Raw genomic sequence first — 21,533 nt, forward strand, 5'->3', positions numbered from 1 at the left:
GGCACGGCATTGCTGCCTGTAAAGCGAAACGGGCCGGCTCAATAAGTCAGCCCACTCGACATGAGAAATCAGATCTCAGTAAAGCCCGCCGCCGGGCGCCTGGATGGCTTGCGAAGCCTCCGGCGATAGCGGTCCGCCGGCGCCGTTGGAGCCGTCGGCACCCATGCCGATCACCCAATAGCTGTCGGCGGGGCCGGTGCCGGGCTTGAAGGCTTCGATGATGGTGCCGGGATCACCCGACGCGGCACGCATGCCGGTCTTGCGGTTGATGGCGACCAGGTTCATGCCTTCAGGCACCTTGAAGTCGACATTGGGTGTACCGTCCAGCGCCACGCGCATGAAGTCCTTGAAGATAGGCGCCGCCAGACCACCACCGGTGGCGCCATGGCCGAGGCCGCGCGGTGTGTCGTAGCCCATGTAAAGGCCGACGACGAGGTTCGGCGTATAGCCGATGAACCAGGCGTCCTTCTCGTCATTGGTCGTGCCGGTCTTGCCGGCAATGTGACGGCCAAGTTCGGCGATGGTGGCGCCGGTACCGCGCTGGACGACGCCTTCCATCATCGAGGTGATCTGGTAGGCAGTCATCGGGTCGAGCACCTGCTCGGAATTGTCGACCAGTTCCGGTTCGGGCTGGTTGTTCCATTCGGACGCATTGCAGCCTTCGCAGCCGCGCTCGTCCTGCTTGAACACAGTCTTGCCATAGCGGTCCTGGATGCGGTCGATGAGCGAGGGTTTGATTGACTTGCCGCCATTGGCCATGATCGAATAGGCCGACACCATGCGCATGACGGTCGTCTCGCCGGAGCCCAGCGCCATCGGCAGATACGGCGCCAGATGATCGTAGACGCCGAACCGCTCTGCATATTCCACCACCAGCTTCATGCCCATGTCGTTGGCCAGTCGCACGGTCATCAAATTGCGCGACTTTTCGATGCCGGAGCGCAAGGTCGCTGGACCGGCCACCGTGCCGTCATAGTTCTTCGGCGTCCAGGTCGTGTTGCCGCTCTGGATGGTGATCGGTCCGTCCATGATCACCGAGGCCGGCGTATAGCCATTGTCGAGCGCTGCCGAATAGACGATTGGCTTGAACGACGAGCCCGGCTGGCGCATCGCCTGCGTGGCGCGGTTGAATTCAGACTGCGCATAGGAGAAGCCGCCGACCATGGCCAGCACGCGGCCGGTATGCGGATCCATGGCGATCAGGCCGCCTTCCACTTCCGGCGCCTGGCGCAAGGTGTAGGCGCCGTCCGAACCTTCGTTTTTCTGCACGAAGATGACATCGCCCGGCTGCAGCACGTCGGCTGGCGACTTGGCCTTGACCGTCTTGCCATCGACCACATGACGCATGGCAAAGCTCATGTCTTCCTTGCTGACGGTGCCTTCGACGCGTTCCTTGACGATCTCGCCTGAAATCTGCCGCGTCGGCTGCAGGCCGATGGAAAGGCCGGTCTCCGAGCTGTCGAGCACGACGGCAAGCGACCATTCCGGCACGTCCTCCAGCCCCTTCACGGCGCCCAGTGCCACGCCCCAATCACCGGAAGCATCGATATGCGTCACCGGTCCGCGATAGCCGCGCAGCGTATCGTATTTGAGCAAACCGTTCTGCATCGACTTGCGGGCGATGAGCTGGACCTTCGGATCGAGCGTCGTGCGCACCGACAGGCCGCCCTCATAGAGCGCGTTCTCGCCATAGCGGGAGATGATCTGGCGGCGCACTTCCTCGGTGAAGTATTCGCCCGCAAACAGATAGGAGCCGTTGCGGCGCGGTGTGACGCCGAGTGGTTCGGCCTTGGCCTTGTCGCCTTCCTCGCGCGTCACGTAGCCGTTCTCGACCATCTGGTCGATGACCCAGTTGCGGCGCTCGATGGCGCGGTCGGCATGCTTGAAGGGATGGTAGTTGTTGGGGCCTTTGGGCAGCGATGCCAGATAGGCGGCTTCCGCGACGGTGAGTTCGTTGACCGACTTGTCGAAATAGGTCAGTGCAGCGCCCGCCACGCCATAGGCGCCGAAGCCGAAGAAGATCTCGTTGAGATAGAGCTCGAGGATGCGGTCCTTCGAATAGGCCTGCTCGATGCGGAAGGCCAGGATCATCTCCTTGATCTTGCGCTCGTAGGTCTGGTCCGAGGACAGCAGGAAGTTCTTCGCCACCTGCTGGGTGATCGTCGAGGCGCCGACCTGGCGCCTGCCCGAGCCCATGTTCTGCAGGTTGACGTAGATGGCCCGGCCAAGCCCGGTGATGTCGATGCCGGGATGGTTGTAGAAATTCTTGTCCTCGGCCGACAGGAACGCTGCCTTGACCCGGTCCGGAACCGCCTGGATCGGCAGATAGAGCCGCCGTTCGCGCGCATATTCGGCCATCAGCGACCCGTCGGAAGCATGGATGCGGGTCGTCACCGGCGGCTCGTACTTGGCCAGCACTTCGTAGTCGGGTAAGTCCTTCGACAGATGGGCGATGTATATCGCCACGCCCGCGGCGACCAGAAGCGCCAGCGTCGTGCCGATACCAAAGAAATAGCCGATGAGACGAATCATGCCCGCTCCAGTCCGAGGTTCGGGAATTTCCTAGACGAAGCCGCCTTTCGCGCAAGCCTTCGCAACGGTCCCGATCCGTGATGGAAAACCCATGTCGCCACCATGTGGACAAAATGGGGCAGCGCGGGGTTTCGCCCACCAATGCCGCAAATAAAACCGGCTTGTGTTGTCGTCTTGCAACGCTGCCTCCGGTTGTGGGCGCCGGGCGGCCATCTCAGCCGCCGGTTCCCGTTCCCATCTTGGCGGAAGCAAACAAAGCGACGGCGTTGGTGATGCTCTGCGCCGCCTTGCCGCGCCAGTCGGCGTCGAGCAGTTGCGCCTCGTCCTTGGCGTTGGAGAGATAGCCGAGTTCGACCAGCACCGACGGCACATCGGGCGCCTTCAGCACCTTGAAGCCGGCCGAGCGCTGCGGATTGTTGATCAGGCCGACGCTGGTGGAGAGCTGGCCGACCAGAGTGTGGGCAAAGCTCATCGAGAAATTGTGCGTCTCGCGGCGGATCAGGTCGATCAGGATGTCGGTGACTTCCTTGTTGTCGTCCTTGATCACCATGCCGGCGAACTGGTCCGAGAGGTTTTCGCGATCGGCCAGCGCCTGCGCTTCCGGGTCGGATGCCTTGTCGGAGACGGTGTAGACGGTGGCGCCGCGAATGCCCTTGACGCTGATCGTGTCGGCATGGATCGAGATCAAGAGGTCCGCCTCGTGCTGGCGGGCGATGCGTACGCGGTCGTCGAGGCGCAGGAATTCGTCGGTCTCGCGCGTCATGAACACGTCGTAGTTGCCGACTGCGGCAAGCTTGGCGCGCAATTCGGTGGCGAAGGCCAGCGTGACATTTTTCTCGATGGTGCCGTTGAGGCCTTCGGCGCCGCCGTCAATGCCGCCATGGCCGGGATCGATGACGACGGTGAAGCGATGCCCCGGATTGGAGACCGGCCCGGTACCGACCCTGGCGCCCTTGTCGGTGGAGACGGTCGAGCCGGTGGTCAGCGCCTGGTTGGCAAGGGCTTCATCGAACTCGCGGTCGGAAGCCGCCGACATGTCGATGGCGATGCGGTAGCCGGTTCCGTCGTCATTCTTGAGCACGTCGAGCTTATCGACCGAGAACGGCCCTTTGCCGGTGAGGATCAGCCGCGATCCCTCGCCCTGATCGCCGTAGCGCACCGCCTTGACCAGGCCGCGCGCCTTGGCGTCCTTCGCGCTGATGGCGAATCGCGTGCGCGGCAGGTCCACGACCAGCCGGTTGGGACCGCGCAGCAGGAACCATTTGATATCGGGCTCGCGGTCGAAATCGATGACGATGCGCATCTTTGTGGCGTCGCCCGCCATCTTGTAGGCGGTGGCGCCGAGCGGCGCATCGGCCGCGCGTGAAACCGGCGCAAAGGCGAAGCAAAGCGCCAGCAGCAAAAGCACACAAGCAGCGCGCAGCAAAAGGCCTGCACGGCCATGGCCCTTGTCTGTGGTGCCCGCCAGTCCCATCTCTTTGCAGTCGCTCCCGGTTTGGCGCCTCGCGCCCGCGTGGTTGGTCTAAATGCCGGTCAGGCCGCAGACTCGATTAACGATTGGTATCCAGAGAAGGTTAACCAAGCCTTTTCATTGAGGATTAGGCCTGTGCTTCCGTTACGGCACCGCTTTTTGCCGGCATCCGAAATCGGGGTTGCCTTCCACCCCGTCAAATCATAAAAGCGATGGTGGATCACTGCAATCCTGGAACCGCTTCTCCCGCAGCTTCCCGCTACAGGTCAGATGAAAGGCGGCTCCTTTCGCTTCCAGCGAAAAGGCTTAGAGGTGATCGCGACGAATTTCGCAGGTGTGCGCCCGTGGCGGGGGAATCGCCTGCGTGAGGAAAACGGCCGGGTTTGTTCCCGTGCCGGCTCTGTATGAGCAAACAAGCTGGTCCGGTTCGTCCGGGCTTTGGTTCAAAAGGTTCTGCTGGTGACGATGGCTTCAAGCGCAATCATGGAAAGGTCCGCATCAAACCGCGCCATTATGGCTGCGGGCGGCACCGCCATGGCGCTCAAGCGGCGGCCAGCAACCATCCAGACATCCGGCACCCACACCCCAGACACGCAGCAGCGGGCTTTGCCTCGCAAGCTGCGGCTGACGGCTGCCGGGAGGAAACGTAATAATGCCCAACAAAATGCTGATAGACGCCTCCCACCCGGAGGAAACACGCGTTGTCGTTATCCGCGGTAACCGTATTGAAGAATTCGACTTTGAATCCCAGGACAAGAAGCAGCTCAAAGGAAACATCTACCTCGCCCGCGTAACGCGCGTCGAACCTTCCCTACAGGCAGCCTTTGTCGAATATGGCGGCAACCGTCACGGTTTCCTCGCCTTCAGTGAAATACACCCCGACTACTACCAGATCCCGGTCGCCGATCGTCAGGCTCTGCTGCGCGCCGAAGCGCAGGAAGCCGAGGACGAGGAGAACGAGGACAATGACGGTGACGACCGCCAGAGCCGCGATCGCGGCCGACGCGGCCGCCGGCGCGGCGGCAAAGGCCGAGAGCGCGGCGAACACAAGCGCGACGCCGGCACCGATGATGAAAACGGCGAACATGGCGACACCGGCGGGGGTGCAGTGGCCGAAGAGCCTGCTTCCGAGCATGCCGCCGCTGATTCCGCTGCGCACGACGATCACGCCGGGCACAGCGACAGCGGAACCTCCGAGACCGAGACATCCGACACCGAGCCATCCGAGACCGGACCGTCAGAAGGCGGCCCGACATCGATTGCGGCAAGCGTCGAAGCGGATGTGATCTCCGAAGCCGTCCCGCAGGCTGAGGCCGGCGACGAGGCGGCCTCCATGGCTAGCGGCGAAACTGTTTCAGCCGATCACAGCGGCGAAGCCACCTCCTCCGACAATGATCGCGGCATGCTGGAAGAGGTGCAGTCCTCGCATCCCGACGACCACGAGATTGAATCGGTCGGCGCCGAGGATGCGCTGGAAGAAGTGCGCAGCCGCCGCAAGCCAGTGCGCCGCCAGTACAAGATCCAGGAAGTCATCAAGCGCCGGCAGATCCTGCTGGTGCAGGTGGTCAAGGAAGAGCGCGGCAACAAGGGCGCGGCTCTCACCACCTATCTGTCGCTTGCCGGCCGCTATTCGGTGCTGATGCCCAACACGGCGCGCGGCGGCGGCATTTCGCGCAAGATCACCAGCGCGGTCGACCGCAAGCGCCTCAAGGAAGTCGTTGCCGATCTCGAAGTGCCGCAGGGCATGGGCGTCATCCTGCGCACCGCCGGCGAGAGCCGCACCAAGGCGGAGATCAAGCGCGACTACGAATATCTGATGCGGCTTTGGGAAAACGTCCGCAATCTGACGCTGCAATCCACCGCCCCTGCCCTCGTCTACGAGGAAGGCAGCCTGATCAAGCGCTCGGTGCGCGACCTCTACAACAAGGATATCGACGAGATTCTTGTCTCCGGCGAGGAAGGCTATCGCGAGGCCAAGGATTTCATGCGCATGCTGATGCCGAGCCACGCCAAGGTGGTTCAGCCGTTCCGCGACACGACGCCGATCTTCGTGCGCAACGGCATCGAGGCGCAGCTTGACCGCATGCTGCAGCCGCAGGTGACGCTGAAGAGCGGCGGCTACATCATCATCAACCAGACCGAGGCGCTGGTCGCCATCGACGTCAATTCGGGCCGCTCCACCAAGGAGCACTCGATCGAGGACACCGCGCTCCACACCAACCTCGAAGCGGCGGAAGAGGTCGCCCGGCAGTTGAGGCTGCGCGATCTCGCCGGCCTGATCGTTATCGACTTCATCGACATGGAGGAGAACCGCAACAACCGCTCCGTCGAGAAGCGGCTGAAGGATCACCTCAAGAACGACCGCGCGCGCATCCAGGTCGGCCGCATCTCGCATTTCGGCCTGATGGAGATGTCGCGCCAGCGCATCCGCGCCAGCGTGCTGGAATCGACCATGAAGCCCTGCCCGCATTGCGGCGGCACCGGCCATGTGCGCTCCGATTCTTCCGTCGCGTTGATGGTGGTCAGGGCCATCGAGGAATTCCTGCTCAAGGATTCGCGCAGCCACATCACGGTGCGGACACCGGCGGCAACCGCGCTCTACGTGCTCAACCACAAACGCGGCACGCTGGTGGAACTCGAAAGCCGCTTCGGCCTGACCATCACCGTCGAGGCCGATGACACGGTCGGTGTGCAGCACTATGCGATCTTCCGCGGCGCCATTGCCGAAAAGCCGGAAGGCTTTGTCGAGGCGCGCAGTTTTCCGGCCTATGTCGAGCCGGAAGAGCCCGAGGACGAGATCGTCATCGAGGAGGAAGACGACGAGGTTGTGGCGCAGGCAGAGCAGCCGCGCCAGGCGCAGCCACAGTCGCAGCAGCAGCCGAGATCGGCCGAGGACGGCGAAGGCCGCGACCGCAAGCGCCGCAAGCGCCGCAGACGGCGTGGCGGCAAGGATCGCGACCGCGAGCACGGCGAGCGCGAGCATGGCCATGCGGCCGAAGGCGCTTCGGTCTCTGTGGCAAGCGACGACTTTGCCTCTGAAACGGGCGGCGACAATACGGCACCGCAAGACGAAGCCCCGGTTGGCGCCGTCGAAACCGTGGAAGCATCAGACGACGCCCAGGGCAAGAAGCGCCGGCGCGGCAAGCGCGGCGGCAAGCGCAATCGCCGCGAGGACGGTGAAGGTGGCACGGAGACTGAAGGCGGCGAAACCGCAGACGTTTCGATGGCCGATGCCTCCGATGCGACGATCAGCGAGCCTGTCGCGGCAGTAGCGGTCGAAGAAGCCGCGGCCCCTGCGGCGGCGAACGACGATACTCCGACCGAAAAGCCGAAGAGGAAGCGCGCCTCTAGGGCGAAGAAGGCTGTAGCCGAAGTCGCTGCGGAGACGGTAGCTGACGTGCCGGCTGCTGCTGCTCCTGTCGATGACGTTGCAGCAGCTGAGCCGGAGACGCCTGTGCCTGCCGCCCCGGCCGCTGAGGAAGCGGCCCCTGCCCGGCCGACCCGACGCAAGGCCGTCGCGGCCGATGCTCCGGCCGTACCGGTGGTCTCCTCGACGGTCGCCGATGAGGCCAAGACCGAGGAAAAGCCAAAGCGGGCCGGCTGGTGGCAGCGGAAGGGCTTTTTCTAAGAATTTCAGCCAGTTGAACTGATTGCCTGACAAAAAATTCCCGCGCCTTCGAAAGACGGCGCGGGATTTTCGTATCTGGAGATGACCGAAACCGTCAGGGCGCGAAGATCGACCAGTTCATCATCCGGGCTAGTTTTTCCAAGGCGATCGAGCCCAGCTTTGAATTGCCGTTGGCGTTGAGACCTGGCGACCAAACGGCGAGCGAGGCTACGCCCGGCACGATCCCCAATATGCCGCCGCCGACGCCGCTTTTGCCGGGAATGCCGACGCGGAAGGCGAAGTCGCCGGAGCCGTCATAGTGGCCGCACGTCAGCATCATGGCGCCGATGCGGCGTGCGCGCTCGGCCGACACGACGGAGTGCCCGGTCGCCGGGTTCTTGCCGCCATTGGCGAGGAAGCGGCCGGCCAGCGCCAGTTGCCGGCAGCTCATGGCGATGGCGCAATGGTGGAAGTAGACGCCCAGCGCCAGTTCCGGCGCGTGGTTGAGATTACCGAAGGATTTCATGTAGTTGGCAAGCGCAAAGTTGCGATAGCCGGTGGCGCGCTCGGACGCCGCGACCTCGCGGTCGATGATGATGGTCTCGTCGTCGGCGAGGAACTGGATGAAGCGCAGGATCTCGCCGATCGCCTCGCGCGGCTGATGGCCGGCGAGCAGGATGTCGGAGACGACGATGGCGCCGGCATTGATGAACGGATTTCGCGGAATGCCGTTCTCATGCTCGAGCTGGACGATCGAGTTGAACGGATTGCCCGACGGCTCGCGTCCGACCCGCTGCCAGAGTGCGTCGCCGACATTGCCGAGCGCCAGCGTCAGCGTGAAAACCTTCGAGATGCTCTGGATCGAAAAAACCTGGTCAGCATCGCCGGCGACCAGCACGCGACCCTCATTGGTCACCGCCGCAATGCCGAATTTCTTCGGATCGACCTTGCCGAGTTGTGGAATGTAGGTGGCGACGTCGCCGCGATCGGTGCGCTCGGCCATCTCAGTGGCGACTTCAGACAGCGCTTGTTCGAGTTCCGGCATGCTCGTCCCCGCTATTTCAACCAGCGCTCGATGCGCGCCACCGCCTCGACCATGTCGTCATGGCTGCCGGCATAGGAAAAGCGCATCGTGCGGTGTCCGGCCAGCGGATCGAAATCGCGGCCGGGCGTCGCCGCCACATGCGCCTCGGCCAGCATTTTGCGCGCGAAGGCCATGCTGTCATTGGTGTGCCGGGTGACATCGCAGAAGGCATAGAAGGCGCCATCCATGGGCGCCGCCAGCGGAAATCCGAGCTCCGGCAGGCGCTGCATCAGAAGCTCCCGATTCCAGGCGTAGCGGGCCTTCACCGCCTCCAGCTCTTCCGTCGCCTTGAAGGCTTCGATCGCCGCGATCTGCGACAGCTCCGGCGGCGAGATGTAAAGGCTCTGGGCGACGCGATCGATTGGCCGCACCAGGGCCTCGGGCAGCACCATCCAGCCGATGCGCCAGCCGGTCATGCAATAGTATTTCGAGAAAGAATTGATCACCGTCACGCCCTTGCCGTAGGCCAGCGCCGTGGTGTCCGGCGCGGCATAGGCCAGCCGGTGATAGATTTCGTCCGATATCACCGCGATGCCCAGTTCTTCGGCAGTCCTTACCAGCGCCGACAGTTCGTCGGCGGGAATGACCGCGCCGGTTGGATTGGCGGGGCTGGCGAATAGCACGCCCTTCAACGGCTTCTCGCGATGCGCCGATTTCAAATGGTCGGCATGCAGATAGGCGTCCGAGCCCAACTCGATCTCTACGATCTCGATGCCCAGCGCCGCCATGATGTTGCGGTAGGCGGGATAGCCGGGTGCGGCGATGGCGACGCGGTCGCCCGGATCGAACATGGCCAGGAAGGCCAGATTGAAGGCTGCCGACGATCCCGTCGTCACGGCGATGCGGCCCGGCGCGACATCGATCCCATAGTGTTCGCCATAATGCGCGGCGATCGCCTTGCGCAGATCCGCCAGGCCGAGCGCGTCGGTATAGCCGATGCGGCCGATCTTGAGCGCATTTACGGCTGCTTCCCTCACCCCCACCGGCGCCGGATCGGATGGCTGGCCGACGGCCATGGACACGACAGGCACGCCTGTCGCCTTCAGCCGGTTGGCCTCGGCCAGAATGTCCATGGCGTGAAACGGCTCGACTTCACCGCGGCGCGACAGCGAAACAACCATTTGACCTCACTCTTTCCGCACGATCCCGCCGCTCCAGGCCATCAACCCGGATGGCAGCGCCGCACAAATGCCCGATTGATGTGAGGATCACAAGTTCACCTAGTTTCGGTGCCGTGACTTTTCATCGTTCGCCCACTCGTTTACCAGTGGACCTCATGCTGAGCCGACCCAAATCGACGATTTCCAAATCTTCCATCGCGAAGACAGCGCGGGGCTTCGCGACGCTTTTGCTTGCCGCCGCCGTTGCCATCTCCGGTTCGGTGACAGCGTTTGCGCAGGGCGTGCCGGTGGTGCGCGATGCCGAGATCGAGGCGCTGGTGCGCGACTATGCGCGGCCGATCTTCAAGGCGGCTGGTCTTGCCAATGACGGCGTCGATATCGTTCTGGTCAACGATCAAAGCTTCAACGCCTTCGTCACGGGGCGCCGGCTGTTCATCAACACCGGCGCGCTGATGCAGGCCGAAACGCCCAACGAGATCATCGGCGTCATCGCCCACGAAGCCGGCCACATCGCCGGCGGCCACCAGCAGAAATTGCGTGACCAGCTCGAGCGCGCCAAGACGATGGCCATCATCGCCACGCTGCTTGGCGCCGGCGCCATCGTTGCGGGCGCCACCACCAACAGCCGCGGCCTTGCCGGCGCAGGCATGGGCGTCGCTGCCGGTGGCGGCGAGATGGCGCAGCGCAGCATTCTTGCCTACCAGCGCACCGAAGAGTCGACCGCCGACCGCTCGGCCATCACCTATCTCAATGCCACCGGGCAGTCCGGCATGGGCATGCTGAAGACCTTCGCCCGCTTCCAGAACGCACTGTCGCTATCCGGCACGCAGGTCGATCCCTACCGGATCAGCCATCCCATGCCGCAGGAGCGCATCGCCAATCTCGAAGTGCTGGTCAAGCAAAGCCCCAATGTCGACAAGGTCGATCCGCCGGCGCTGCAGCAGCGCCACGACATGATGCGCATCAAGATCGCCGCTTATATGGGCGGCCAGGCCGCCGCGACGCGGTTGATCCGCAAGGCCCCGGGCAGCCTCCCATCGCGCTATGGCGAAGCGCAGATGGCCTACCTCTACGGCAATCTGGGCGCAGCACTGACCAAGACCAACGCGCTGATCAAGGAACAGCCGAAGAACCCCTATTTCCAGGAATTGCGCGGCGACATCCTGATGAAGGCAAACAAGCCGAAGGACGCCGCGGACGCCTATGCCAAGGCGGTCAGCCTCGATCCGGTGAAGTCTGGCCTGCTGCCCGTTTCCCTCGGCCAGGCGCTGATGGCCGTCGGCACGCCGGATTCGCTGAAGAAGGCGGTGGTGCAGATCAACAACGGCCTCGGGCGCGACAAGGAAAATACCGACGGATACCGCTATCTGGCTCAGGCCTATGGCGAGCTCGGAAACATCCCGTCGGCGGAGCTCGCCACGGCCGAGGGCCATTTCTATTCCGGCGACTACAAGAATGCGAAAATCTTTGCCATGCGCGCGCAAAAGGACTTGAAGCGCGGCGAGCCCGGCTGGATTCGCGCGCAGGACATCATAAACTACAACCCTTCAGGCAAACTCAAGAAGTGAACCTTACGGTCGCCTGTAGCGACTAGGATAGACCAGAACCGGCAAGAGGATGAGATGATGAACAAGGCAATACTGCTCGGCACGACAGGAGTGGCGGCTGCTCTTGCCATGCTGGCTTTCGGGTTCGTCGCCGGCAGTCCGCAGGCCGCCAAGGCCGATACGGCGCAGATCGTGCAGGTAGCATCCTCGGACACCAAGATTGATCGGGCCGAGGTCGAGGGCATCATCCGCGACTATCTGTTGAAGAACCCGGAAGTGCTCCTCGAAGTGCAGGACGCGCTGGAGGCCAAGCAGAAGGAAGAACAGCGGATCGCCGCGCTCCACGTCATCGAGAAGGCCAAGGATGAGATTTTCAACTCGACCTTCGACGGCGTCGTCGGCAATCCGAAGGGCAAGGTCACCATCGTCGAGTTCTACGACTACAATTGCGCCTTCTGCAAACGCGCCATCGAAGACATGCGTGAGCTGACCAAGTCCGATCCGGACCTGCGCTTCGTTCTCAAGGAATTCCCGATCCTCGGTCCGGATTCGCAGAAGGCCAGCGTCGTCTCAATGGCCTTCCACCTCATGAAGCCGGAGAAGTACGGCGAGTTCCACAATGCACTGCTCGGCGGCCAGGGCCGCGCCACAGAGGCGGCGGCCATCAAGGTGGCGCTGTCTCTCGGCGCCGATGAGACGAAATTGCGTGAGAAGATGAAGGACCCGACCATTACCGAGGCTTTCTCCAAGACCTTCGACCTCGCCAACAAGCTGGCCATCACCGGAACGCCGTCCTACGTGGTCGGCAATGAAGTGGTGTTCGGCGCGCTCGGCCAGCAAGTGCTGGCGGAAAAGATCGAGGCGGCGAAAGCCGCGCTCTGATCTTGCGCGCGAGCCTATTTCTCACCGGCAGATTTCCGCCTGTTGTGGACAGTGAAAGATCGCACTTTGTGCTCTTTCCGCGGGCAGCTATGCCCATTATAGAAGGCCCTGCGCGCCGGCTTGAGGCCGGCGCCGGAAAAGGTCGGCATTTTTGAAAACGATTTTCGTCCTGAACGGTCCCAACCTGAACGCGCTCGGCAAGCGCGAGCCTGGCATCTATGGCGGCAAGACGCTTGCCGCGATCGCCGACGACTGCAGGCAGGCGGGCGCCGCACTTGGCCTCGAGATCGATTTTCGCCAGTCGAACCATGAGGGCGACCTCGTCGACTGGATCCAGGAGGCCGGCGACAAGGCAGCCGGCATCGTCATCAATCCGGGTGCCTACAGCCATACCTCGATCGCCATTCACGACGCCATCCGCGCCATCGCGCCGTTGCCCGTCGCCGAAGTTCACCTCTCCAACATCCACGCGCGGGAACCATTCCGCCACGTCTCCATGGTCGCGCCGGTCGCTGTCGGCATGATCTGCGGGTTCGGGCCGCTTGGCTACTCGCTGGCGCTGCAGGCGCTGGCGGCACGCCTATGACCGACCAACAAACAGAAGGCTCGAAAATGTCGATAAAGAAGACCGGTGTTGACCAGCAACTGATCCGCGATCTGGCGGGCATACTGAACGACACCAACCTCACCGAGATCGAGGTCGAGCTCGGCGACCTGAAGGTGCGCGTATCACGCCAGGCGCCGGCGGCCGTCCACGCCATTGCAGCACCTCAAGCAGGCTATGCGCCGGCAGCGCAGCCCGCGGCGAGCGCAGCTGCCGCACCCGCGGCGGCCGATCCGTCCAAGAACGCGGTCCCCTCGCCGATGGTCGGCACTGCCTATCTCGCTCCCTCGCCAGACGCCAAGGCCTTCATCGAAGTCGGCCAGACGGTCAAGGAAGGCCAGACGCTGCTGATCATCGAGGCGATGAAGACGATGAACCAGATTCCTTCGCCGCGCGCCGGCACGGTGACGGCGATCCTGTTCGAGGACGGCCAGCCGGTCGAATACGGCATGCCGCTCGTCGTGATCGAGTAGAGCGGGCCGGATGTTCCAGAAGATCCTCATCGCCAATCGCGGCGAAATCGCGCTTCGGGTGCTGCGCGCCTGCAAGGAACTCGGTATCCAGACCGTGGTGGTGCATTCGACCGCCGACGCTGACGCCATGCATGTCAGGCTTGCCGACGAGAGCGTGTGCATCGGCCCGCCGCCATCACGCGACAGCTATCTCAACATCCACCAGATCGTCGCCGCCTGCGAGATCACCGGCGCCGACGCCGTGCATCCGGGCTACGGCTTCCTGTCGGAGAACGCCAAGTTCGCCGACATCCTTGCCGCCCACAACATTACCTTCATCGGTCCGTCCGGCGACCATATCCGCATCATGGGCGACAAGATCGAGGCCAAGCGCACGGCAAAGCGGCTCGGCATCCCGGTGGTGCCCGGTTCGGACGGCGCCGTCACCGATCAAAAGGAAGCCAGGCGCATTGCCGCCGAGATCGGTTATCCCGTGATCATCAAGGCATCGGCGGGTGGTGGCGGGCGCGGTATGAAGGTCGCCCTTACCGAGGCTGACCTTGAGATCGCCTTGCAGACGGCGAGCACGGAAGCCGGTGCCGCCTTCGGCGACGATGCCGTCTACATCGAAAAATACCTGCAAAAGCCGCGCCACATCGAGGTGCAGGTGTTCGGCGACGGCGCCGGCCGCGGCGTGCATTTCGGCGAACGCGACTGTTCGCTGCAACGCCGTCACCAGAAGGTCTGGGAAGAGGCGCCCTCGCCGGCCCTCAATGCCGAGGAGCGCGCCCGTATCGGCGGTATCTGTGCCAAGGCCATCGCCGACCTCGGCTACTCCGGCGCCGGTACCATCGAGTTCCTCTACGAGAACGGCGAGTTCTATTTCATCGAGATGAACACCCGCCTGCAGGTCGAGCATCCGGTGACGGAAGCGATCACCGGCATCGATCTCGTGCATGAGCAGATCCGCGTCGCCTCCGGCGGCGGGCTTTCGGTGCGCCAGGAGGACATCAAGTTCAATGGCCACGCCATCGAATGCCGCATCAACGCCGAGGATCCGCGCACCTTCACGCCCTCACCCGGCACGATCACGCATTTCCACACGCCTGGTGGCCTCGGCATTCGCGTCGATTCCGGTGTCTATTCCGGCTACAAGATCCCGCCTTATTATGACAGCCTGATCGGCAAGCTGATCGTGCACGGACGCAACCGCGTCGAATGCATGATGCGGCTGCGCCGGGCGCTCGACGAATTCGTCGTCGACGGCATCAAGACGACGCTGCCGCTGTTTCGCGACCTCGTCGGCAATGCAGACATCGCCAATGGCGACTACGACATCCACTGGCTGGAAAAGTATCTGGCCCAAGAGGAATAGCGCCCAAATTACCGGTATGATGCCGCGATGACCCGCCCCTACGCGCCCGGCTATCGCATTCCGACCGACCTTTTGCTCAAGGCCTATGCCTCGGGCGTCTTCCCGATGGCCGAGAGCGCTTCGGACCCTGAAGTGTTCTGGGTGCGTCCGGAAACGCGCGGCATCATCCCGCTCGACGGTTTCCACACGCCTAAAAGCCTTAAGAAGACGATCCGCAAGCACCCGTTCGACATCCGCTTCGACTTCGATTTCGAGGCGACGATCGACGGCTGCGCAGAAAAGCGCGAGGAGCGGCGCTCGACCTGGATCAACGCGCCGATCCGCGAAGCCTATGTCGAACTGCACCGTCTCGGGCATTGCCACTCGGTCGAAGCATGGCGCGAGGAACGGCTGGTCGGCGGCCTCTATGGTGTCTCGCTCGGCCGGGTGTTCTTCGGCGAAAGCATGTTCGCCCGGGAGACCGACGCGTCCAAGACCTGCCTCTATCATCTGGTCGAGCGGCTGAAGGCGCGCGGCTTCGCGCTGCTCGACACCCAATTCACCACCGAACACCTCAAGCGCTTCGGTGCGGTCGACGTGCCGCGCGGCAAGTATGAGAACATGCTGGCCGATGCGCTGAAGGGGGAAGCGATCTTTTTCCCCTGACCGGAGAGGCCTGAGATATTTTTGCAGCCCTTGCCGAGCACGGGCTACACGTCACGGAGTGTGGCCGGTCAGCTTTTCACGCTGATCAGCTCTTGGCCTCCAGCGGCGTCTGCGAATGGAACATCATCTTCCAGCCGTTGACGCGATGGACATAGCCGGTGCTGACCAGGGCGTCATAGGCTTCCCCGTTTTCGCGTGTCGCGTGCGCTTCGTAGGTCAGCATGACGATGTCGCTGCCCGGCTCGACCATGCCCTTGAGTTTGATATCGAGGTCGCGCCAGCGCCTGGGCTTGGTCGCCGTCTTGGCAAGATCGGCATTGTCCATCGCCTTCGCCATGTCGGGGAATGCCACCAGGCATTCCACGTCGGCATTGGCCGCATAGTAAGCCGCATCGCCTGTCCAGAACCCTTTTTCGAGCTCGAGCAGGTCCTTTTTGCTGGCCGTGATCGGCTTGCTGGCTGACATCGGGAACCTCCATGCGCATTGATTGCGCTTCTCCGTCATCCAACGGATGGCGGGCAAGACGGTTCCGGAGGATCAGTTGGTGGTGTTGGTGGCGTTCGGCTCGGTTGCATCCGGCTCAGTCGTGTCCGGAGTGGCCTCGGCCTTCGGCTTCGAGGTGTCGACCTTGGGTGTTTCGGCCTTGGCCGCGTCAGGTGGCGGCACGTCCGACTTCTGCTTGCAGCCCTTCAGCCACACGTCATAGACGGCATGCTCGACGGCATTGAGGCCAGGACTTTCGGCAAACATCCAGCCGGTGAAGATGCGGCGGATCTTGCGGTCGAGCGTGATCTCGTCGACCTCGACGAAGGAATCGGTCTTCGGTTCCTCGTTCTCCGGCCGCGAATAGCAGATGCGCGGCGTCACCTGCAAAGCGCCGAACTGCACGGTTTCGTCGATATAGACATCGAAGGTGATGATGCGGCCGGTGATCTTGTCGATACCGGCGAATTCGGCGACCGGGTTGGTGATGCGATCGGAGATTGCCGGCGCCGCGGTAGGCGCCTGGGCTGCCGCAAACGCGGTCGGCCACATGGCAACAGCGGCAACTGCCGTCAGTCCGGCCATCGATGTCAGGCTCAAAATGTTCATGCTGATATACCGGTGGTTTGGGCCCGGGTGATTCTCTCACGCCCAAGGCTATTCGCCGTTGTCATACCAGCAAGCAGCTAAACGCCAATTGTGGCGACAAAAGACCGGCCGGTGGTCAAGAACCAGGCGTCCACGCATCATAGTCGCCCGTCACCTGCGGACGGTGCTGATTGGTGAGCACGGAACCCTTCGGCCGATAGGCCGCCGGAGTACCCGTGAGGTTCGGCTCGTGCGACTTTTCCCATTCGCGCGGGCGATAGTCGTCGCTCGGCGGCGCGACATCGACGCGGTGATGGATCCAGCCGTGCCAGCCCGGGGGAATCGCCGAGGCTTCCGAATAGTTGGCGTAGACGACCCAGCGGCGGGTGCGGCCTTCCGAATCGACGCCGCCTTCATAGTAGACATTGCCGACAGCGTCCTGGCCGACCTTGCTGCCGTGACGCCAGGTGTTGAAACGCGTTCCCAGGGTCTGACCGTTCCACCAGGTGAAAAACTGCGTAAGGAAGGTTTTCATCAAAAATCCTCGCGGCGCGCGGGGCGGTGCCCGCTTCCCTGCTTATGGCGTCAGGCCATCGCGAAGGCAAGGGTTTTGCGCTGCCTGCGGCACTGACGGCACACCGAACGCATGGGCGGCGGTCGATCCATTTCGCACCTGCGAACACCACACTTGCCAAGCCGGCTGCGTCTTCCTAAAGCTCTGACTGCCCGGCGCTGGTCAACGCCGGGTGCGGGAGGTGAGGAATGGCCCCAGACGCGTCGGTCGCCAGGATCAGCGCGGAGACGATACGCACCCGCAAGGGCGGCGTGCCGATCGTCTGCCTGACCGCTTACACCTATCCCGTCGCCCGCCTGCTCGACGACCATGTCGACCTTCTTCTGGTCGGCGACAGCGTTGCCATGGTGCTGCATGGCCACGAGACCACGCTCGGCGCCTCGCTGGAGATGATGATCGCCCATGGCCAGGCCGTGATGCGCGGCTCGGCAAAGGCCTGCGTGGTGGTCGACATGCCGGCCGGCAGCTATGAGAATTCGGCCGCGCAAGCCGTTGCCTCGGCGCGCCGCATTTCCGAAGCTACCGGCTGCCAGGCCGTGAAGCTGGAAGGCGGCGTCGACGTCGCCGGTCAGATCGCGGCGATCGTCGCCGCCGGCATTCCGGTGATGGGCCATATCGGCTTGCAGCCGCAATCGGTGGAAAAGGACGGCGGCTACAAGATCAAGGGCCGTACGCCGGAGAATGTGGCAGCCCTCATGCGCGACGCCGATGCGGTCGAAAAGGCCGGCGCATTTTCGCTCGTCATCGAAGGTACCGTCGAGACTGTGGCCGCCGATCTCACCCGGCATATCGCCATTCCGACCATCGGCATCGGCGCCAGCAGCGATTGCGACGGCCAGATCCTGGTGATCGACGACATGATCGGCCTGACCGTCGACAGGGTGCCGAAATTCGTCAAGGAATACGCTGACTTGCGCGGCGTGGTCGCCGATGCCGCCGCTCGTTACGCGGCGGAGGTGCGCAATCGCACCTTTCCCGGACCGGGCCATGTCTTTTCAGCCAAAGCGGGCAAGGACAACGCATGAACCAGCCTGTCGTTGTCGACACTGTGCTTGCCCTTCGCGCCGTGATCCGCGACTGGCGGCGCGACGGGCTCAGCGTTGCCCTGGTGCCGACCATGGGCGCGCTGCATGACGGCCATATCTCGCTGGTCAGGGCCGCGCTTTCGACCGCCGATCGCTGCATCGTCTCGATCTTCGTCAATCCGGCCCAGTTCGCGCCCACCGAAGACCTCGACAAGTATCCTCGCCAGTTGGCCCGAGACCTCGACCAGCTGGCGCAAGCCGGCGCCCATCTTGCCTTCACCCCGACGGTCTCCGAAATGTACCCGGCGGGTTTCGCCACCAGGATTTCGGTCGGCGGCCCGTCTTCGGGGCTGGAATCGGATTTCAGGCCGACCTTCTTCGAGGGCGTCGCCGCGGTTGTGGCCAAGCTCTTCCTGCAGGCGGCGCCCGATTTCGCGGTGTTCGGCGAAAAGGACTACCAGCAGCTTTGCGTCGTCAGGCAGCTCTGCCGCGATCTCGACCTGCCCGTCGAGATCGTCGGCGCCCTGACCGTGCGGGACGCGCACGGCCTCGCCATGTCGTCGCGCAATGCCTATCTCGGCGAGGCCGAGCTCGACATCGCGCGCCAGCTCAACATAATCCTGCGCCGCACGGCGGCGGCGCTTTCGGCCGGCGCGGACGAGGCCGGCGCCACCGATGCCGCCGCAAAGGCGCTTATCTCCGCCGGCTTCCGGAAAGTCGATTACGTCGCGGCCCGCGCGAGCGTCACGCTCGCGACCTGGCAGCAAGACCGCGACGGCCGCCTGCTTGCGGCAGCCTGGCTCGGCACCACCCGGCTGATCGACAATGTGGAAATTCCCTCCGCCTGAGCGCCTGCGGTCCGATCGGCTGCCGATCCGCGAGCTGTCGCCGCAGGACGCGCCACCGAAGTTATCGGGTTGCTCATGTGTCACTGGAACACGCGGTGGGTTTCACACCCCGCGCTTCTTGAGGCCGTCGGTGAGAATCTTCATCACCGTGCCGAACATGGCGTCAATTTGCGCGGCGTCTGCCCGCAGGCTGTCGGTGCGCCACATCAGGCTCAATACGCCATTCATCATGGTCCATAGGGCGGTGGAAGTGAGTTCAGGGGCGAACCCGCCATCGATGACCGCCTCGTCAATGCCCCGGCGGATCAAGGCGCCCAACTTGGCATTTTGCTCCCGGATCAAGTTCGCGATCCGCGTCAGCGCCTCAGGCTCGTTCGGCGGCTCGACCAGGATACGAAACTGGTGCGGGCGTTCCTTGGCGAAGTTGGTATAGGCCGCCGCCACCGCGTACAAGCGATCTTCCACCCCGCCCGGCGAGGCATACGCGGCATCCATGTATTGCCGATTCTCTTCCAGCGCGCGCTCGGCCACGGCGATTAACAGCGCCGAGAGACCGCCGACCCGGTTGTATAAGGTCTGCACCGCCACGTCGGCACGTGTTGCGACCGCCTCCAGGGTGACCGCTTCGCGCCCCCCTTCCGCTAGCAAAGTCTCCGCAGCTTCCAGGATCGACAACCGGGTAGCCTTGGCCTTGCGCTGGGTTCGAGTCTCCTTTTCCCGGCCCGCTTCGTTCTTTATTGGATTGACTTCCATGTTTGGAACCTATTACAATATCGTGTTGCAATTTTGTTGGTGACCCTAATGTTCTCATACATCGACATATCGGGGGAAGAATGAGGCGCCGAGCGAACGTAGAGTTCTTTTCTGGCCAGCGAAGAGAGCGGTGCCGGGGCTGGCTTTATGAACCGGAGGGGAACGGGCCCTTCCCCGTCATTGTCATGGCGCACGGCCTGGGCGGCATCAAGGAGATGCGCCTAGATGCGTTTGCCGAACGCTTTTCCGACGCCGGCTACGCATGCTTGGTCTTCGACTACCGCAATTTCGGGGCGAGCGAGGGGGCTCCCCGGCAGTTGCTGGACATCGGCAGTTGGAAGACTGGTCCAGCGCAATTGCCTTTGCACGGCAGCAGCCCAACCTAATGCGCAACAAGGTAGTCCTGTGGGGCACCTCCTTCGGCGGCGGCCATGTCATTGCCTCCGCCGCGCGCGACCAGAAAGTGGCGGCTGCCATTGCCCAATGTCCCTTCACCGACGGCATCGCCTCCGCCCTTGCGATGGATTTGCGCAGCAGCCTCAAAGTGACGGCGATGGCCATCTTGGACAAGCTGCGCGGCACAGTCGGAATGACACCCTTGATGGTGGCCACTTCCGGCCCGCCACATTCCGCCGCCCTCATGACCGCGCCCGACGCTCATGGCGGCTATCTGGCCCTGGTGCCGAGCGAATTTTCCTTCCGCAACCACGTCGCAGCGCGCTTCGCGGTGAACATCCTTCGCTACCGTCCCGGTCGCCGGGCAGCAAAGGTCTCCTGCCCGATTCTTTTCTGCATCTGCGAGACCGACTCTGTCGCGCCCGCCGGGCCGACCCAGCGCTATGCCAAGAAGGCGCCGCGCGGCGTAGTGCGCCTGTATCGGGCCGGCCATTTCGACATCTACGTCGGCGAAGCCTTCGAACGGGTGGTGGCCGATCAGCTCGATTTCCTCAAGCGCCATATCCCCACTGAAAGGATGAACCTTGTCGAAATATGATTTGATCAATCGGGTCGTGGCCATCACCGGCGCCACCGGCGGCTTAGGATCAGCGCTCGCCGCGGCACTGCTCGCCAAGGGTGCCCGCCTGGCATTGTTCGACCTGGACTTGGCCAGGGTCGAGGTGCAGGCAAAGACCTTGGGCGGCCTCTCCCTAGCCCGCGGCTGGACCGCCAACGTGCGCAGCATGGAGAGCCTGGAGGCGGCCATGGCGGAAGCCGCGGCGCATTTCGGCCACATCGACGTGGTGATCGCCAACGCAGGCATCGACACCATGGCGCCCATGGCCACGCTCAATCCGGAGGCATTCGAGCGCGTCGTCGACATCAACCTTAACGGCGTCTGGCGCACCTTCCGCGCCGGCCTGCCTTATGTGCAGAAGCGGCAGGGCTACCTCTTGGGCGTTTCGTCGATGGCTGCCTTCGTCCATTCGCCGCTCCAGGCGTCCTACACTTCCAGCAAGGCAGGAGTTTGGGCCCTGTGCGATAGCGTCCGCCTGGAATTGCAGCATCTGGGAGTCGGCGTCGGCAGCGTGCATCCCACCTTTTTCCCAACACCGATGATGGACGGCGTAGTGGCCGATCCCGCCGGCCGTGCCTTGTGGGGTGGAAATGACAAGGGCGTTTGGAAAATGGTTTCGCGCGAAGCAGTCGTGCGCGACATTGTGGCTGGCATCGAGCGGCGCGCGGACATGGTGGTCGTGCCCAAGCGAAATACCATCATCGCAAAAGCGCCCGGACTCTTTCGGCGCTTTATCGAGCGCGCCGGGTTCCGTGGCACAAACATCCAGCAAGCCATCAAGCTGGCATCGTCCACCGGATGGAACTTGCCCGCAAAAGCTCATGAGGGTCATTCCGGCAATGTTGACGTATCGATGAGCACCACTAAGCGCAGCAGCGTTGGATGAATCGGCGAGGAGGTGAAGGGCCTCATCGCGCCACGCACTC

Annotated in this window: 20 protein-coding genes; 12 read left to right on the plus strand and 8 right to left on the minus strand. The window is 63.3% G+C overall.

The window, feature by feature from the left end:
• Nucleotides 1–75: 75 nt before the first annotated feature.
• Nucleotides 76–2,532 carry a penicillin-binding protein 1A gene (locus tag ACWTU9_RS20465; protein WP_455859857.1) on the minus strand — a complete coding sequence of 819 codons (2,457 nt, stop codon included), beginning with the start codon at nt 2,530–2,532 and terminating at the stop codon, nt 76–78.
• Nucleotides 2,533–2,746: 214 nt separating this feature from the next.
• A complete protein-coding gene (locus tag ACWTU9_RS20470) occupies nt 2,747–4,006 on the minus strand; it encodes an N-acetylmuramoyl-L-alanine amidase (protein ID WP_455859858.1) in 1,260 nt (419 codons plus the stop codon).
• Between the two features lie 649 nt (nt 4,007–4,655).
• Between ACWTU9_RS20470 and ACWTU9_RS20475 the strand changes: the two genes are divergently transcribed.
• On the plus strand, nt 4,656–7,631 hold the full coding sequence (locus ACWTU9_RS20475; RefSeq protein ID WP_455859859.1) for an Rne/Rng family ribonuclease: 2,976 nt from the start codon (nt 4,656–4,658) through the stop codon (nt 7,629–7,631).
• Between the two features lie 94 nt (nt 7,632–7,725).
• Here the strand turns inward: ACWTU9_RS20475 and ACWTU9_RS20480 are convergent, their stop codons facing one another.
• Together ACWTU9_RS20480 and ACWTU9_RS20485 are read right to left on the minus strand one after the other, a co-directional pair.
• Complete coding sequence (locus ACWTU9_RS20480) at nt 7,726–8,655, minus strand: glutaminase (protein WP_455859860.1); 930 nt, start codon at nt 8,653–8,655, stop codon at nt 7,726–7,728.
• Between the two features lie 11 nt (nt 8,656–8,666).
• The gene (locus ACWTU9_RS20485) at nt 8,667–9,815 is read right to left on the minus strand and encodes a pyridoxal phosphate-dependent aminotransferase (protein WP_455859861.1); all 1,149 of its coding nucleotides are present in this window, start codon (nt 9,813–9,815) and stop codon (nt 8,667–8,669) included.
• A gap of 155 nt (nt 9,816–9,970) precedes the next feature.
• Here ACWTU9_RS20485 and ACWTU9_RS20490 point away from each other — a divergent pair, with 155 nt between their 5' ends.
• The 6 genes from ACWTU9_RS20490 to aat all read left to right on the plus strand — a co-directional run bounded on the left by ACWTU9_RS20490 (nt 9,971) and on the right by aat (nt 15,320).
• Entirely contained in the window at nt 9,971–11,383 is a 1,413-nt protein-coding gene (locus tag ACWTU9_RS20490; RefSeq protein WP_455859862.1) for a M48 family metalloprotease, read from the plus strand.
• 57 nt (nt 11,384–11,440) lie between these two features.
• Nucleotides 11,441–12,244 carry a DsbA family protein gene (locus tag ACWTU9_RS20495; protein WP_455859863.1) on the plus strand — a complete coding sequence of 268 codons (804 nt, stop codon included), beginning with the start codon at nt 11,441–11,443 and terminating at the stop codon, nt 12,242–12,244.
• Between the two features lie 151 nt (nt 12,245–12,395).
• Nucleotides 12,396–12,830, plus strand: coding sequence for a type II 3-dehydroquinate dehydratase (aroQ, locus tag ACWTU9_RS20500; protein WP_454574034.1), 435 nt, complete (start codon nt 12,396–12,398; stop codon nt 12,828–12,830).
• A 26-nt stretch (nt 12,831–12,856) separates the two neighbouring features.
• Nucleotides 12,857–13,321 (plus strand): acetyl-CoA carboxylase biotin carboxyl carrier protein, encoded by a 465-nt coding sequence (gene accB, locus ACWTU9_RS20505; RefSeq protein ID WP_454588560.1) that lies wholly within the window; start codon nt 12,857–12,859, stop codon nt 13,319–13,321.
• A 10-nt stretch (nt 13,322–13,331) separates the two neighbouring features.
• Nucleotides 13,332–14,675 (plus strand): acetyl-CoA carboxylase biotin carboxylase subunit, encoded by a 1,344-nt coding sequence (gene accC / locus ACWTU9_RS20510; protein ID WP_454574036.1) that lies wholly within the window; start codon nt 13,332–13,334, stop codon nt 14,673–14,675.
• A gap of 27 nt (nt 14,676–14,702) precedes the next feature.
• A complete protein-coding gene (aat, locus tag ACWTU9_RS20515) occupies nt 14,703–15,320 on the plus strand; it encodes a leucyl/phenylalanyl-tRNA--protein transferase (protein ID WP_455859864.1) in 618 nt (205 codons plus the stop codon).
• 85 nt (nt 15,321–15,405) lie between these two features.
• On the opposite strand, the gene ACWTU9_RS20520 is transcribed toward aat, so the two are convergent.
• The 3 genes from ACWTU9_RS20520 to ACWTU9_RS20530 all read right to left on the minus strand — a co-directional run bounded on the left by ACWTU9_RS20520 (nt 15,406) and on the right by ACWTU9_RS20530 (nt 16,927).
• Nucleotides 15,406–15,786 (minus strand): hypothetical protein, encoded by a 381-nt coding sequence (locus tag ACWTU9_RS20520; protein WP_455859865.1) that lies wholly within the window; start codon nt 15,784–15,786, stop codon nt 15,406–15,408.
• 72 nt (nt 15,787–15,858) lie between these two features.
• Complete coding sequence (locus ACWTU9_RS20525; protein WP_455859866.1) at nt 15,859–16,413, minus strand: DUF2155 domain-containing protein; 555 nt, start codon at nt 16,411–16,413, stop codon at nt 15,859–15,861.
• A 115-nt stretch (nt 16,414–16,528) separates the two neighbouring features.
• Nucleotides 16,529–16,927 carry an NADH:ubiquinone oxidoreductase subunit NDUFA12 gene (locus tag ACWTU9_RS20530; protein WP_455859867.1) on the minus strand — a complete coding sequence of 133 codons (399 nt, stop codon included), beginning with the start codon at nt 16,925–16,927 and terminating at the stop codon, nt 16,529–16,531.
• 227 nt (nt 16,928–17,154) lie between these two features.
• Between ACWTU9_RS20530 and panB the strand changes: the two genes are divergently transcribed.
• Nucleotides 17,155–17,991, plus strand: coding sequence for a 3-methyl-2-oxobutanoate hydroxymethyltransferase (gene panB / locus ACWTU9_RS20535; RefSeq protein ID WP_455859868.1), 837 nt, complete (start codon nt 17,155–17,157; stop codon nt 17,989–17,991).
• Nucleotides 17,988–18,839, plus strand: a complete 852-nt coding sequence (gene panC / locus ACWTU9_RS20540) for a pantoate--beta-alanine ligase (RefSeq protein ID WP_455859869.1) — start codon at nt 17,988–17,990, stop codon at nt 18,837–18,839. The genes panB and panC overlap by 4 nt, the downstream gene beginning before the upstream one ends.
• A 102-nt stretch (nt 18,840–18,941) precedes the next feature.
• Here panC and ACWTU9_RS20545 read toward each other — a convergent pair whose 3' ends face one another.
• The gene (locus ACWTU9_RS20545) at nt 18,942–19,592 is read right to left on the minus strand and encodes a TetR/AcrR family transcriptional regulator (RefSeq protein ID WP_455859870.1); all 651 of its coding nucleotides are present in this window, start codon (nt 19,590–19,592) and stop codon (nt 18,942–18,944) included.
• A gap of 185 nt (nt 19,593–19,777) precedes the next feature.
• On the opposite strand from ACWTU9_RS20545, the gene ACWTU9_RS20550 reads away from it, so the two are divergent.
• From ACWTU9_RS20550 to ACWTU9_RS20560, 3 genes are read left to right on the plus strand one after another with little or no spacing between them, the layout of a single operon-like run.
• The gene (locus ACWTU9_RS20550) at nt 19,778–19,978 is read left to right on the plus strand and encodes a hypothetical protein (RefSeq protein WP_455859871.1); all 201 of its coding nucleotides are present in this window, start codon (nt 19,778–19,780) and stop codon (nt 19,976–19,978) included.
• On the plus strand, nt 19,927–20,586 hold the full coding sequence (locus ACWTU9_RS20555) for an alpha/beta hydrolase (protein WP_455859872.1): 660 nt from the start codon (nt 19,927–19,929) through the stop codon (nt 20,584–20,586). Before ACWTU9_RS20550 ends, ACWTU9_RS20555 begins: the two co-directional genes overlap by 52 nt.
• Complete coding sequence (locus ACWTU9_RS20560; RefSeq protein ID WP_455859873.1) at nt 20,573–21,493, plus strand: SDR family NAD(P)-dependent oxidoreductase; 921 nt, start codon at nt 20,573–20,575, stop codon at nt 21,491–21,493. The genes ACWTU9_RS20555 and ACWTU9_RS20560 overlap by 14 nt, the downstream gene beginning before the upstream one ends.
• Nucleotides 21,494–21,533 lie beyond the last annotated feature (40 nt).

The sequence above is a fragment of the Mesorhizobium sp. 128a genome (assembly GCF_053848025.1).